11 protein-coding genes and 1 riboswitch are annotated in these 12,845 nt (G+C 70.3%); of the genes, 4 read left to right on the top strand and 7 right to left on the bottom strand.

All coding sequences use genetic code 11. The features are described from left to right. Positions 1-233: 233 nt before the first annotated feature. Positions 234-1,724, bottom strand: a complete 1,491-nt coding sequence (locus D892_RS0116665; RefSeq protein ID WP_024802331.1) for an MFS transporter — start codon at positions 1,722-1,724, stop codon at positions 234-236. Positions 1,725-1,860: 136 nt separating this feature from the next. On the opposite strand from D892_RS0116665, the gene D892_RS0116660 reads away from it, so the two are divergent. The 3 genes from D892_RS0116660 to D892_RS0116650 all read left to right on the top strand — a co-directional run bounded on the left by D892_RS0116660 (position 1,861) and on the right by D892_RS0116650 (position 4,512). Next, positions 1,861-2,535: a TetR/AcrR family transcriptional regulator gene (locus tag D892_RS0116660; protein WP_024802330.1), complete on the top strand. Its 675-nt coding sequence runs from the start codon at positions 1,861-1,863 to the stop codon at positions 2,533-2,535. 52 nt (positions 2,536-2,587) lie between these two features. Continuing rightward, positions 2,588-2,698, top strand: a riboswitch (SAM riboswitch). A gap of 96 nt (positions 2,699-2,794) precedes the next feature. Continuing rightward, a complete protein-coding gene (locus tag D892_RS0116655) occupies positions 2,795-3,355 on the top strand; it encodes a hypothetical protein (RefSeq protein ID WP_024802329.1) in 561 nt (186 codons plus the stop codon). Beyond that, positions 3,352-4,512, top strand: coding sequence for a homoserine O-acetyltransferase (locus D892_RS0116650; RefSeq protein ID WP_369801754.1), 1,161 nt, complete (start codon positions 3,352-3,354; stop codon positions 4,510-4,512). Before D892_RS0116655 ends, D892_RS0116650 begins: the two co-directional genes overlap by 4 nt. Positions 4,513-4,521: 9 nt before the next feature. On the opposite strand, the gene D892_RS41310 is transcribed toward D892_RS0116650, so the two are convergent. Then, positions 4,522-4,767 (bottom strand): DUF3017 domain-containing protein, encoded by a 246-nt coding sequence (locus tag D892_RS41310; RefSeq protein WP_051499719.1) that lies wholly within the window; start codon positions 4,765-4,767, stop codon positions 4,522-4,524. 175 nt (positions 4,768-4,942) lie between these two features. On the opposite strand from D892_RS41310, the gene D892_RS0116640 reads away from it, so the two are divergent. Further along, positions 4,943-5,407, top strand: a complete 465-nt coding sequence (locus D892_RS0116640) for a tRNA (cytidine(34)-2'-O)-methyltransferase (protein WP_024802326.1) — start codon at positions 4,943-4,945, stop codon at positions 5,405-5,407. A 29-nt stretch (positions 5,408-5,436) separates the two neighbouring features. Here D892_RS0116640 and D892_RS0116635 read toward each other — a convergent pair whose 3' ends face one another. From D892_RS0116635 to D892_RS0116615, 5 genes are all read right to left on the bottom strand, one after another. Next, positions 5,437-5,646, bottom strand: coding sequence for a DUF167 domain-containing protein (locus D892_RS0116635; protein ID WP_024802325.1), 210 nt, complete (start codon positions 5,644-5,646; stop codon positions 5,437-5,439). Then, positions 5,627-6,628, bottom strand: coding sequence for a DUF4349 domain-containing protein (locus D892_RS45235; RefSeq protein WP_024802324.1), 1,002 nt, complete (start codon positions 6,626-6,628; stop codon positions 5,627-5,629). The genes D892_RS0116635 and D892_RS45235 overlap by 20 nt, the downstream gene beginning before the upstream one ends. Positions 6,629-6,852: 224 nt before the next feature. Continuing rightward, positions 6,853-8,520: a glycoside hydrolase family 19 protein gene (locus tag D892_RS47735; protein WP_198036908.1), complete on the bottom strand. Its 1,668-nt coding sequence runs from the start codon at positions 8,518-8,520 to the stop codon at positions 6,853-6,855. Next, on the bottom strand, positions 8,517-8,828 hold the full coding sequence (locus D892_RS0116620; RefSeq protein WP_156959538.1) for a hypothetical protein: 312 nt from the start codon (positions 8,826-8,828) through the stop codon (positions 8,517-8,519). Before D892_RS0116620 ends, D892_RS47735 begins: the two co-directional genes overlap by 4 nt. A gap of 528 nt (positions 8,829-9,356) precedes the next feature. Then, positions 9,357-12,824 carry an error-prone DNA polymerase gene (locus D892_RS0116615; protein WP_036568952.1) on the bottom strand — a complete coding sequence of 1,156 codons (3,468 nt, stop codon included), beginning with the start codon at positions 12,822-12,824 and terminating at the stop codon, positions 9,357-9,359. Between the last annotated feature and the right edge of the window lie 21 nt (positions 12,825-12,845).

Genomic DNA, 12,845 nt, shown 5'->3' with positions numbered 1-12,845 from the left:
GAGGTGCTAAACAAGACAAGCGTACTGGTGCGCTGGGTCTCAATTCCAGCGGTTGTCCCATCGCGAGACGGTCGCGTCCGCTCCGGGCGAGGCGCCGGCGGGGTGAGATCGGCAACGTACCGGCCGGCACTGACAAATGCGAGGTAAGCCGACGAGCACGGCCGATCCCTTCCCGGACGGCAGCGAGCCCGGGACATCGCCCGGGCTCGCTGTGCGTCACAGACTGTGACAAATCAGACACCGGCCGCCGTATGCTCCGACCCCTCCAGCAGGTTTTCCGGCTTGTCCCGGATCATCAGCACGACGATGACGATCGCGGCCAGGAAGAACCCGGCGCCGATGTAGAAGGCGATGTCGTAGCTGTGGATCGCCGCCCGGGCCGCGAGGTTGTCGACGGCCGGGTTGTTCTCCGCATAGCGCTGGGCCACCTGGACCGAGATGGTGGTCAGCAGGGCCGTGCCGATGGCGCCGCCGACCTGCTGGGCCGCGTTGAGCAGTGCGCTGGCCACGCCGGAATCCTCGGCATCGACCTGATGCAGCGCCGTGGTCTGCATGGAGACGAACAGCGCACCCATACCCAGCGCGATCAATGCCGTCGCGGGCAGCACGGTGGTGGCGAAGCTGTCGCCGAAGCTCAACTGCGCCAGGTACACCAGGCCGGCGATGCCCAGCACTCCGCCGCCGATCATCAGCGGCCGCGGCCCGATCCTCGGCAGCAGCGAACCGGCCACACCCGCCGAGATCACGATCCCGATCGGGAAGGCCAGGAATGCCACGCCGGCCTTCAGCGGGCTGTATCCGAGGGTGATCTGCAGGTAGTAGCTGAGGTTGATGAACATCGCGAACATCGCGATCGGCACCAGCAGCGCCACCAGGAACGAGCCGCCGCGATTGAGCTCACCCGGAATATGCAGCGGCAGTAGCGGGTTCGACGTACGCCGCTCGATGCCGACGAAGGCGATCAGCAGCGCCACACCCGCGATCAGCAGCGCGAGCGTGGACGAGGCCAGCCAGCCGTCCTCGGCGGCCCGGCTGAATCCGTACACCACCGCGATCAGGCCGAGCGTGACGGTCACCGCGCCCGCCACGTCGTAACCGCCGGTCCGCGGCGCGGGGACGTCCTTGATCACGAAGAAGAAGGCGCCGACCAGCGCCAGCAGCGCGACGGGCGTGTTGACCAGCAGGCACCAGCGCCAGTCGGCGTATTCGGTGAGCGCCCCGCCGGCGATCAGGCCGATGGCCGCGCCGCCTCCGGACACGGCTGCGAAAACGCCGAAGGCCCTTGCCCTTTCGCGCGGTTCGGTGAACGTCACCGACACCAGCGACAGGGCCGCCGGGGCCAGCAGCGCGGCGAAGGCGCCCTGCAGTGCGCGCCCGGCGAACAGTTGCGCGGCATTCTGCGCCAGCCCGGCCAGCGCGGAGGCCCCGGCGAAGCCGACGAGGCCGATCAGGAAGATCCGGCGGCGGCCCAGATAGTCGGCGAGGCGGCCGCCGAGCAGCAGCAGGCCGCCGAAGATGAGCGTGTAGGCGGTGAGCACCCACTGTTTGTCGCCGTCGCTGATGCCCAGGTCCTGCTGGGCGAACGGCAGCGAGATCGTGACGATGGTGGCGTCCAGCACCACCATGAGCTGGGCCAGGGCGATCACGCCCAGCGCCCACCAGCGCGCCGAACTCTTCGGCCCGGCGGAGGTATCGGGAGAAACGAGTGTCCCGGTTTCGGTCATGAGGGGGACTCCTGCATCGGAAGGAATGTGCAGCCATAGTGGCACCGTCTGACAATTGGCGTCAAGAGAAAAGTGTCCGACTATGACATTTGGCGGTACTCGTCACAATGAGAGCCGATAGCGATAGAATCGGGGCATGCTCGACTCACCGCCGCGTCCAGACCAGCCCGGCCTGCGCGAACGCAAGAAGCAGCAGACCCGGCGCCGCATCATCGAGGTGGCGCTGCGGTTGTGCGACGAGAACGGCTTCGAGGCGACCACGGTCGAGCAGATCGCGGAGGCGGCCGACGTATCGCCGCGGACGGTGAGCCGGTACTTCGAACTGAAGGAGGACATCGTCCTCGCCCCGATCGAGGAGTGGGGCCGGATCATCGCCGCCCACCTGCGCGAACAGCCGATCACCGGCAACGAGTTGCAGGCCCTCTTCGACACCTACCTGGCGGTCACCACCGAGAGCATCGAGGGCGGCGGGCCGCTGCCCTTCGAGTGGTTCCAGCACATGCAGCGGATCACGCGATCCAGCCCGACGGTGCGCGCGCGCAGCATGGAGTTCACCGACAGCAAGATCGTCGAAATCCACTCGGCCCTTGCCGAACGAGTCGGCGCCGAGCCCGACTCGCTCACCGTGCGACTCATCGCCGCGACCTGGAACGCGATCCTGCGCACCGGGATGGAATGCGATGCCCAGCTTCCGGAGTGCGCGCCGGCCGAGTCGGCGGAGGCGACCATCCGGGCCGTCCGGGGCGCCTACGACGAGTTCGTCGGCCGCTGCGCGGTCCCGGTGGCCCGGGCGAGTGAGGCCGGGGGTTAGCTCCCCGACCTCGTCTCGCTTCCCGCGCCGGCGATCCGCTACCATCCAGTCAGGTCATGAGTGCCAGCGCCAAGCCCCGGCTCGCTGGCCGGCAACCCTCCAGTTGCGGTGGGGTGCTCCGGGTGATGACCAGGCTCTCGAAAGCCGAGAGCAAGCGCGACTATCAGGAGGTCACCGACATGTGTTGTTGCCTTTCGAGATTCGAATCCCGATAACGGGCCGCACGCCGCCTCTCGGCACACCGCACCTGGAGTAGTACATGAGCGACTCGACCACGTCCGGGCACGATCCGGCGAACCGGAGCCACGCGACCGACCGGCACCGGGCCGGCCCCGGCACCCTGGGAGCCCGCACGGCGCATCGACAGCGCCCCTTCCCCCCCGGCGCCGCACGCATCGCTGTGCCCGGCATGGCGCACACCCGCGACGTGGCACGCACGACCGCACCCGGCGCCGCGCATTCCGCCGCCCTCGCACGCACGATCACCCTCGGCCCGACCGGCACCACACACACAGCGACCCGCACCACCGCACACACCGCTACCCACGGCAAAGTACGCACTGCCGTCGGCGGCCCCGCACTCACCACCTTCCGCAGCGCCGGGCGAACGGCGTCCCCGGGGCGGGTGGCTACCATCGATGATGTGCGTTTCGCTGTCGTTCGCCCGGTACCGGCCCCGCGGCCGGCGGACAGGGTGCGGCGGATTCCCGGCGGCGGCCCGGGGTGGAACGTCGGTATCGGCAGCGCGGGTATCGGCAGCGCGGGCATCGACGATGTGTCGGCCGGTCGGCGTGCCGGGTTGGCGACGGCGGCGTGGTGACCGTGGGCATCGGCTCGGAGACGGACCGTTCGGCCGCGGCCACGCTGCTACCGCCGCCGGACGGCACACTCGGCACCATTGCCATCGGGGATGTGCGGCTGGAGAGCGGGGCGGTGGTCCCCGATGTGAAGCTCGCCGTGCAGCGCTGGGGTGAACTGTCGTCCGAGCGGGACAACGTCGTATTCATCGAGCACGCCCTGACCGGCGATTCCCATGTGGTGGGCGCGCCCACCGAACCGCACCAGCTGCCGGGCTGGTGGGACGGCATCGTCGGGCCGGGCGCGCCGCTGGACACCGACGAGTGGTGCGTGATCTCCACCAACGTGCTCGGCGGCTGCAAGGGCAGTACCGGGCCCGGATCTCCCGCGCCGGACGGAAGGCCCTGGGGCGCACGGTTTCCCGGTATCTCCATCCGCGATCAGGTGACCGCCGAGGTGAACCTGATCGACCTGCTGGGTATCGACCGGCTGGCCGCCGTGGTCGGCGGATCGATGGGCGGGATGCGGGTCCTGGAATGGATGATCGGCCACCCGCGGCGGGTCGAGGCCGCGCTGGTGCTGGCCGTCGGCGCGCGTGCCACCGCCGATCAGATCGGCACCCAGACCACGCAGGTCGCGGCCATCAAGGCCGATCCGGACTGGCAGGGCGGCAACTATCACGGCACCGGCCGGGCGCCGACCACCGGGCTGGGGATCGCCCGCCGGATCGCGCACCTGACCTATCGCACCGACTTCGAGCTGGACCACCGCTTCGAGAATCAGCCACAGGGCGACGAGGATCCCCGCAACGGCGGCCGCTACGCGGTGCAGAGCTATCTCGAGTACCAGGGGGCGAAGCTGTCGCGGCGCTTCGACGCGGCCACCTACGTGCTGCTGACCGAGGCGATGAGCCGGCACGACGTGGGCCGCGGGCGGGGCGGGATCGAGGCCGCGCTGGCCGGCACCGCGGTGCCGTGCATCGTCGGCGGCGTCGACTCCGACCGGCTGTATCCGCTGCGCACACAGCAGGAGCTGGCCGATCTGCTACCCGGCTGCAAGGGCCTCGAGGTGGTGCACTCGCGCGACGGGCACGACGGGTTCCTCACCGAGATCGAGGCGGTCGGCAAGCTGCTGACCGAGACCATGGAGCTGGTGCGGGCGACCCGGTCCGAGCGCTGAGATCGCCGGTCAGCCGACGCCGAGGCTGCTGATCGTCGCGGCCAGCACGATGATGAGACCGCCCAGCACGGTGTAGGTACCGATGTCGAACGGCTTGCTGCGGACCGCCAGGAGACCGACCCGCGCCGTCGGCAGGCACGCCCGCAGCGCGGCCGCCAGCAGCGTCGCGCCGCCGATCACGTAGGCGCCGCGCCGCCAGCGATCCTGCGCCACGAAGATCACCGCGACCAGCAGGACCGCCACCACGAGCAGCATCGGCAGGTGGTTGCCGAAGAATCGGCCGACCGGGTTGGGGTGCCGTGCGGGGGGCGCGGGGGCTCCTCCTCCCTCATCCACTTCGATCACGCCCCGATTCTTCCATTGCCGACGCTCCCGGTCTCGACACGACCACCGCCCCGGGGCGCACCCGCCGCATGCGATGCTGGTGCCCGTGCTCCATGTGGTGTTCTTCGAGCCTCGGATACCTCCCAATACCGGTAACGCGATCCGGCTCGCGGCCGGCACCGGATGCGAACTGCATCTGATCGAGCCGCTGGGATTCGATCTGTCCGAGCCGAAGCTGCGGCGGGCCGGACTGGACTACCACGACCTGGCCTCGGTCACCGTGCACGAAAACCTCGCCGCCGCTTGGCACACCATCCGGCCCGAGCGGGTTTTCGCGTTCACCACCAAGGCGACCACCCGCAATACCGATATCGCCTATCGCAAGGGGGACGTGCTGCTGTTCGGGCCGGAGCCGACCGGGCTGCCCGAGGAGGTACTCGCCGATTCCCGCATCACCGACCGGCTCCGGATCCCGATGCTGCCGGGACGGAGGTCGATGAACCTGGCCAATTCCGCGGCGGTGGCGGTGTACGAGGCATGGCGGCAACTGGGGTTCCCGGGCGCCGTGTAGCCGGGCCGGGTGTGGCCGCGCGGTCTCGGTCACTCCGCTATCTCGAAGCGCTTGTGGCGGGCGGTGCTGCCCGCGGCCAGCCGGACCGCGGACTTCGGGACGCCGTAGTGGCCGGCCAGGAGCTCGACGGCGGCCTTGTTGGCCTTGCCCTCCACCGCGGGGGCCCGGACGTACAGGCACAGCGTGCCGTCGTCGAGGGTTTCGACCAGCGGGCCCTTTCTACTGTTCGGCTTGATCACGGCCCGAACCACCGTCGGCGGCACCGGCACCTCCCGATTCTTCCCTGCCTCCGGAAGAGGACGAAACCTCTTCGGCCGCAGTATCTTTCGCCGAGACCGAGACCGAGACCGAGACAGGCTCGGGCTCCGGCACCGCGTTCTGCTTCCCGGAGCGTCGTATCCGCACCGCACCCCAGACGAGGGCGGCGATCACCAGTAGGAAGCCGAGCCACGGAATGGCATTGCCGGTCGCGCGCAGGGCGCTCAGCAGCGAGTGCCAGCCGTCCACGATCCGGTTCCAGTAATTGTCCGGCCTCGACCGCGGCGGCTCGTCGGTGCCGAGGTCGATGGTCAGGGTCGACAGGGAGATCTGGTCGTCGAGCTGACGTTTGCGGGCGGTGAGGCTGTCCAGTTCGCCCTGCCGGCTGGACAGGGCGTTCTCGGCGGCGATCAGGTCGGCCGTCGTAGCGGCGCCGGCGATCAGGGCCCGCAGGCGGTCGACCGAGGCCTGCAGCGCTCGGATCCGGGCGTCCAGGTCCTGCCACTGCATGGTGACGTCCTCGCGCTGGGTCGTCACGTCGGTGACCTCGCCGACGTCGCGCAGGCCGGTGATGAACCCGTCGGTCTGGTCGGCGGGGATCCGAACAGTCAGTGCCGCATGGGGTTTCGTGGTATCGGTGTCGGGTTGTTCGGAGCGGCTGTCCACCCGTCCCCGCACCGCCCGCACCCGCTCGTCGACCTTGCCTGCCGCCGCGATCGGATCGTCGGTGGTGATGTCGACGCTGCCGGTGACGACCTCGCGGCGTTCGGCGGTGCTGTCCACGGAGTCGCTGTTCTGCTGTTTCGGCCTGGCCGGTGCCCCCTCGCGCAGCGCGGGCGCCGCCACCGACGCGGAGCCGCGGTCGACCCCGGAGCCATCCGAAACCTTGGAGTGCTCGGAGCCACCGCAACCGGCGAGCAGCGCCAGCACCAGGCCGGCCGACACGACAGCGACTTTTCTCATGGGACGCAGCGTAACGACCAACCGCCCGTTTCAGCCGGGTTCCGCCGCCCGCCGCAGATTCCGGCACCCCCGCGGCCCGGCCCGGCCCGTCCGGCGCAGGCACGCCGCGCGGCAACCTCCACACCGCGAAGTAGGCGGTGAGCAGGAGGGCTGCTCGTGACGGTCGGCAGAATATCCGTTCCGGCCGAGACACGACCGGTGCGCCGGATCGCCTCCGCCCCGGGTCATCCGAGCACCTCCAGGGCGCGCGAGTAGTACTCCTCGCGGGCGGCGAGACCGTTGAACCCGCCGTTGACGGCCTGGGTGACCGCGGCGAAGTCGCCCGCGTCGGCGAACGCGTTGATATTGCGAGAGGTCCAGTACCACTGGGCGATCCGGAAGCCGATATCGGACCGGGCGGCCATCTCCGGGTTGCCCTCGAGGTCCAGCCCCAGTGCCTCCCCGGCGGCGCGGTAGTTGCCCCGGCCGGTCAGCTGGATGGGGCCGCGGCCGTGGTAGCGGGGGCCGTCGCCGGGTTCGGTGTTGCCCGCCGCGGTATTGGGCTGCCCGGGATCGTATTGGCTGAAATAGTCGTCGTCGCCGAGTTCCTCGAAGTACCGCAGCTGGCAGCTCTCGTGGGCCAGCTGAGCGAGGAATGCGGCCTGCCGCGGCGGTGTGGTGATATCGCCCTCCCGCATGGCCGCATTGAGCGCGGGCAGGTATTCCCGCGCCTGCTCCGGCGACAGATCGGGCATGATCGCCACGAGTTGGTCGACGGTGATGTCCGCTGGTGGCGGATCGGCGGCCCCCTGGAGCGCCGGTGTGAATACCGTTGCCGCCGCGTTGTTTTCGGCCTGCTGGTCCGGAGTGCCGGCGGCCGGATGCGCCACGGCGGCAGACTGAGTTCGAGCTGTCCCGATCGGCCCCTCGACGCCCGGGACAGCCGAACCGGCTGCGTGTGTTCGACTCTCGCGCTCCGTGGTCTCCGCTGGATCGCCTCCGTGCGCGACGGGGCCGGGTGCCGGACCTGCGGCCGGCCCCGAGGCGCCGACCCCGGCCGAGGACGTGCCGGGGCCATCGCCGGTCGACGGCCGTCCGGTAGCCGTCACATCGGCCGGGACCGTGGCGTCGTCCGGGGGTTCGGCGGGTGTACCGGCATCCGGCGGGTACGCGCCGGCGGCTGCGCCCGGCCACCGTTCCGCGGCATCCGCCGGAACCGCGCCGCCGGCCGGTTGCTCGGCAGCCGCACCGGCATCCGGCGGGGACGCATCGGGGCCTGGCGCGGGATCCTCCGCATCGGACTCGCCGGGTTCGGGTGGGCCGGTCGGTGCGTCGGATCCCGGAGCCTGCCCGACATCCGTCGGGCCCTCCGCAGCATCCCGCGATCCGCCGAGACCCGGAACATCCGGCGGCGCGGTATCGAGGTCGAATACCCATGCCAGATGGGACAGTTCGTCGGCGGCCGCCAGAACAGCCGTGCGCCCGCGCTCGTCGGCACGTTCGACGGCGGCGACGGCCTCGGTCACGACCTCGGCCCATTCCGGTGCGGTCGCACCGCCGGTGACGGACCAGTCGTCGGCGACGCGGCACCCGTCGGCCTCGGCATCGGCCACGTAGTCCAGCAGGGCCAGCGCTGTGTAGTGCAGATCCGACAGCGCCCCGGCCCCGGCATCGCGCAACTGCCCGGCCCGCTCGCACAATTCCTGGTAGTGGCGGTGCGCCGCATCGACGTGGGTGAGCATCGCGTCGTAGGCCACGCCCTGCCACCCCTCGCCGTCGAGCCGGCGGCAGGTGTCGCGCACGGCGGCCGATACGGTCTCCAACTCCTCGATGCGGCGGTCGAATTCGGTGCACAGCAGGTCTGCGGCCGCCAGCGCACGCCACGTCACCAGCACCGAGCGCGGCGGGATCATATCCGGGCCGCGAGTCGGTCGAGACCGTCGGCGCCGCACCGGTCGACCGCGGCGAACGATCCGGCGGCCTGTTCGGTCAGGTCGGCGAGCCGGCGGAAGTACTCTGCGCTGCGCCGCACGACATCCATTGCGGCACGGTATGATTCGCAGATCTTCCGGGCCACCCCGCTCTCGGCCACCAGAGCGGCGATTCCGGCGGCCACCTCGGCGGCCGCGGCCGCCAGCTCCCAGACGTCCCGAAACACTTGCAGCGCAACGGATGCGAACCGCAGCACCGCATCCACATCGACAACACACGAACCAGCCACGCGTCCCCCTCTGCCGTCATTTCCCCGTCCTCGCCCACGGTATCCGCGCCGCCGCGCACCTGTCACGACCTCGGACGCAGCCGCACCCCGCACCGTTTCCCGCACCCCGTACAGGACCTACGAGGGGTGCGCGAAACAACACGGGGTGCGCGAATCCGCTCACCCACACCTCCCATACGACAAACGACGATCAACACAACGAACCGGACCGGCACGACACACGCGACCAGCACGACATACCGGAACCGGCACGACAAGCACGCCTGGCACCACCGACACGACGAGCGACACAGAAGCCGCGACCAGCCCGGCGATGACCCCGACACCGCCACCTCGACCTCCGACGGCACCAGATCACCGGAGCCGACCAGCAGCGTGACACTCGACGCGTACGCCCCCGGCGACACGTTCCGACATCAGCACGACAGGCAGGACCCGACTGCACGAACCCGCTCGGCGAGTACCGACGGCCCGGCGAGCGCGAAGCGACAGGTACAGGCGCACGGGGTCGGAGCGGTGACGCCTCGATCAGCGGAAATCACGGGACTTCGAGGTGACGCGCAGGTCCAATGGCCGGAGGTGTTCGGCGACGACGCTCACCACTCCCTCGGCGCTGCGCACCCGGCCGCGGATCAGCAGCGCGGAGGCGCCCTGTGCGATCCGGCGGTAGCGCCGCCACAGGCCCACCGAACACACCACGTTCACCATGCCGGTCTCGTCCTCCAGGTTGACGAAGGTGACCCCGGACGCGGTGGCGGGCCGCTGCCGATGCGTAACAGCGCCTCCGACAAGGACTTTCGTGCCATCGGGCACCCCGGACAACTGAGCGGTGGCGAGCACGCCGAGCGAATCCAGGTGCGCGCGCAGGAATTCGGTCGGATAGCTGCCCGGCGACACCCCGCTCGCCCACACGTCCGCCGCCGCCATCTCCAGCTCGCTCATGCCGGGCAGGGCGGGCGATGCGACGGCGGCGCCGGTGCCGGGCAGCCGGTCCGGCCGCTCCCCTGCCGCCGCACCCGCCGACCACAGCGCCTGCCGCCGGGTCAGCCCCAGACTGTCCAGGGCACCCGCCGTGGCCAGCGCCTCGGCCTGCGGCACCGTGAGTTCCACCCGCCCGGTCAGATCCAGGAACGAGGCGTAGGGCCCGGATTCCCTGGCGGCGACGATCTTTTCGGCCGGTTCGGTGCCGATGTGCCGGATCGAGGACAGCCCCAGCCGGACCCGGGTTCCGCCCCGCTCCAGGGTGGCGCCGGCCAGGCTGTGGTTGATGTCCGGACCGTGCACCACCACCCCGTGCCGGCGAGCGTCGGCGACCAGCGACTGCGGCGAGTAGAACCCCATCGGCTGCGCGTTCAGCAGCCCCGCGCAGAACGCCGCCGGATGGTGCAGTTTGAACCACGCCGAATAGAAGACCAGCGAGGCGAAGCTCTGCGAATGACTTTCCGGGAAACCGAAATTCGCGAACGCGTACACCTTCTCGTAGATGCGGTCCGCCAATTCCCCGGTGATGCCGTGCAATTCGCGCATACCCCGGTAGAAGCGCTCGCGCAGCCGCTCCATCCGCTCCGGGGAGCGCTTGGATCCCATCGCGCGGCGCAGCTGATCCGCCTCGACCGCGGTGAAACCGGCGACATCGACGGCCATCTGCATGAGCTGCTCCTGGAACAGCGGCACCCCGCGCGTGCGCGACAGCGAGTTCCGCAGCGCCTCATGGTCGTAGGTCTCCAGCTCGGCGCCGTTGCGGCGGCGGATGTAGGGGTGCACCGAGCCGCCCTGGATGGGACCGGGCCGGATCAGCGCCACCTCCACGACCAGGTCGTAGAATTCGCGCGGCCGCAGTCGCGGCAGGGTGGCCATCTGCGCCCGCGACTCCACCTGGAACACCCCCACCGAATCGGCGCGCGACAGCATCTCGTAGACGGCCTCCTCCTGGAGATCCAGCCGGTGCAACTCGACGGTTTCGCCGGTGTGCTCGCGCACGAGGTCGATCATGTAGTGCAGGGCCGACAGCATGCCGAGGCCGAGCAGATCGAACTTGACCAGGCCCGCGGCGGCACAATCGTCCTTGTCCCACTGCACCACGCTGCGCCCGGGCATGCGCGCCCACTCGACCGGGCACACGTCGGCGACGGGCCGGTCGCAGATCACCATGCCGCCGGAGTGGATGCCCAGATGCCTCGGCAGCCCCTCGATCTCGCCCGCCAGCGCCAGCACCTCGTCCGGTATCTCGGTGTGGGTTTCGCCGGAGACGCCCGACCAGCGGCTGACCTGTTTGCTCCAGGCATCCTGCTGTCCGGGCGAAAAGCCCAGTGCCCGAGCGGCATCGCGTACCGCGGACTTGCCGCGATAGGTGATCACGTTGGCCACCTGGGCGGCGTAGCGGCGCCCGTACTTGCGGTAGACGTGCTGGATCGCCTCCTCGCGGCGATCGGATTCGATGTCGATATCGATATCGGGCGGGCCGTCGCGCTCCGGCGCCAGGAAGCGTTCGAACAGCAGGTTGTTGGACACCGGGTCGACATTGGTGATGCCGATCGCGTAGCAGACCGCGGAGTTGGCCGCCGAACCCCGGCCCTGGCACAGGATGTCGTTGTCCCTGCAGAAGGCGACGATATCGTGCACCACCAGGAAGTAGCCGGGGAATCCGAGGCCCTGGATGATGCGCAGCTCGTAGTCGATCTGCCGGTACGCCTGGGGATTTCGCTCCGGCGGCCCGTAGCGGGCGGCCGCACCCGCCAGGGCGAGGTGACGCAGCCACGAATCCTCGTCGTGGTCGCCCGGCACATCGAACGGCGGTAGCTCGGGCGCGATCAGCGTCAGGTCGAAGGCGCATTCCCGGGCCAGGGCCGCGGCTTCGGCCACCGCCCGCGGGTGAGCCGCGAACAATCGCGCCATCTCCGCACCCGACCGCAGATGCGCACCGCCGGCCGGGGCCAGCCACCCGGCCATCTCGTCCAGACTCTGCCGGGCCCGGACGGCGGCCAGCGCCATGGCGCGGCGGCGCTGCGCGGGTTCGGCGAAATGTGCTGCGGTGGTGGCGATCACCGGTAGACTCACCCGGTCGGCGAGGGCGGCCAGCCGAGCGTTGCGTTCGTCGTCCTCCGCGATGCCGTGACGAGTGAGTTCCACGGTCACCCGGTCGGGGCCGAAGCGCTGCACCAGATCCCGCAGTGCCGCCTCGGCCGCCGCATCGCTCTGCCGAAGTGCTTGGCGCACATGACCTTTGCGACATCCGGTGAGAATGTGCCAGTGCCCGCCTGCGGCCTCGGTGAGCCGATCCAGATCGTAGCGCAGGATCCCTTTCTCGCCCGCCACCATGTGCGCGTACGAAATCTCCTGGGACAGACGGCGATAACCCTCCTGACCGCGGGCGAGCACCAGCAGATGCGGACCGGCGGGGTCGGGGTTCCCGGCGCGAGGTTCGGAATCCGTCCACGCGGCGCCACCGCCCCAGCGCGGATCCTCCCCCTCGCCCCTTCGGACACCGTCCTTGTCGTTCCGTCGTGCTTTCGGCCGGAATCCGCCGGCGAGATCCCGGCTCGAAACGTGCCGGGCCGACGAAGCGGCCCCACGCCCGGACGGCACGGACAGTCCGTCCCGCAACGACGAAACCGGCTCGCCCAGTGACAGTTCCGCGCCGAACACCGTCGGCATCCCCCATTCGGCCGCCGCCTCGGCGAACCGCACCACACCGTAGAAACCATCGTGGTCGGTGAGCGCGAGCGCCTCCAGTCCGAGCCGTACCGCCTCCTCCACCAGTTCCTCCGGCTGGCAGGCACCGTCGAGAAAACTGTAGGCGGAATGAGCGTGCAGCTCCGCGTACGGAACCGCGGGCTCGCCCGGCCCCGGCCGCGAGCCGGCCCGATATCGCCCACGCTTGCGCGACCAGGCCGGGCTGTCGCCACCGTCCCCGGGCGGATCCTCGGGACGGCCGGGGCGCCCGGACAGCACCCGTTCCATCTCCGCCCAGGTCGGCGGCCCATTACCCCAGCCCATACACACCTCCAGCAAACCGAT

The organism is Nocardia sp. BMG51109, from assembly GCF_000526215.1.
Classification (GTDB): domain Bacteria; phylum Actinomycetota; class Actinomycetes; order Mycobacteriales; family Mycobacteriaceae; genus Nocardia.
This window is presented reverse-complemented; position numbering and strand designations above follow the sequence as displayed.

Coding starts and splice junctions, on each gene's coding strand:
- D892_RS41310 (WP_051499719.1), bottom strand. CDS start 4,767: ATGCTGCTCGTGGTGGCGGTCCTGCTGGTCGCGGTGATCTTCGTGGCG.
- D892_RS0116655 (WP_024802329.1), top strand. CDS start 2,795: ATGAGCGACTCGACCACGTCCGGGCACGATCCGGCGAACCGGAGCCAC.
- D892_RS0116665 (WP_024802331.1), bottom strand. CDS start 1,724: ATGACCGAAACCGGGACACTCGTTTCTCCCGATACCTCCGCCGGGCCG.
- D892_RS47735 (WP_198036908.1), bottom strand. CDS start 8,520: ATGATCCCGCCGCGCTCGGTGCTGGTGACGTGGCGTGCGCTGGCGGCC.
- D892_RS0116660 (WP_024802330.1), top strand. CDS start 1,861: ATGCTCGACTCACCGCCGCGTCCAGACCAGCCCGGCCTGCGCGAACGC.
- D892_RS0116615 (WP_036568952.1), bottom strand. CDS start 12,824: ATGGGCTGGGGTAATGGGCCGCCGACCTGGGCGGAGATGGAACGGGTG.
- D892_RS45235 (WP_024802324.1), bottom strand. CDS start 6,628: ATGAGAAAAGTCGCTGTCGTGTCGGCCGGCCTGGTGCTGGCGCTGCTC.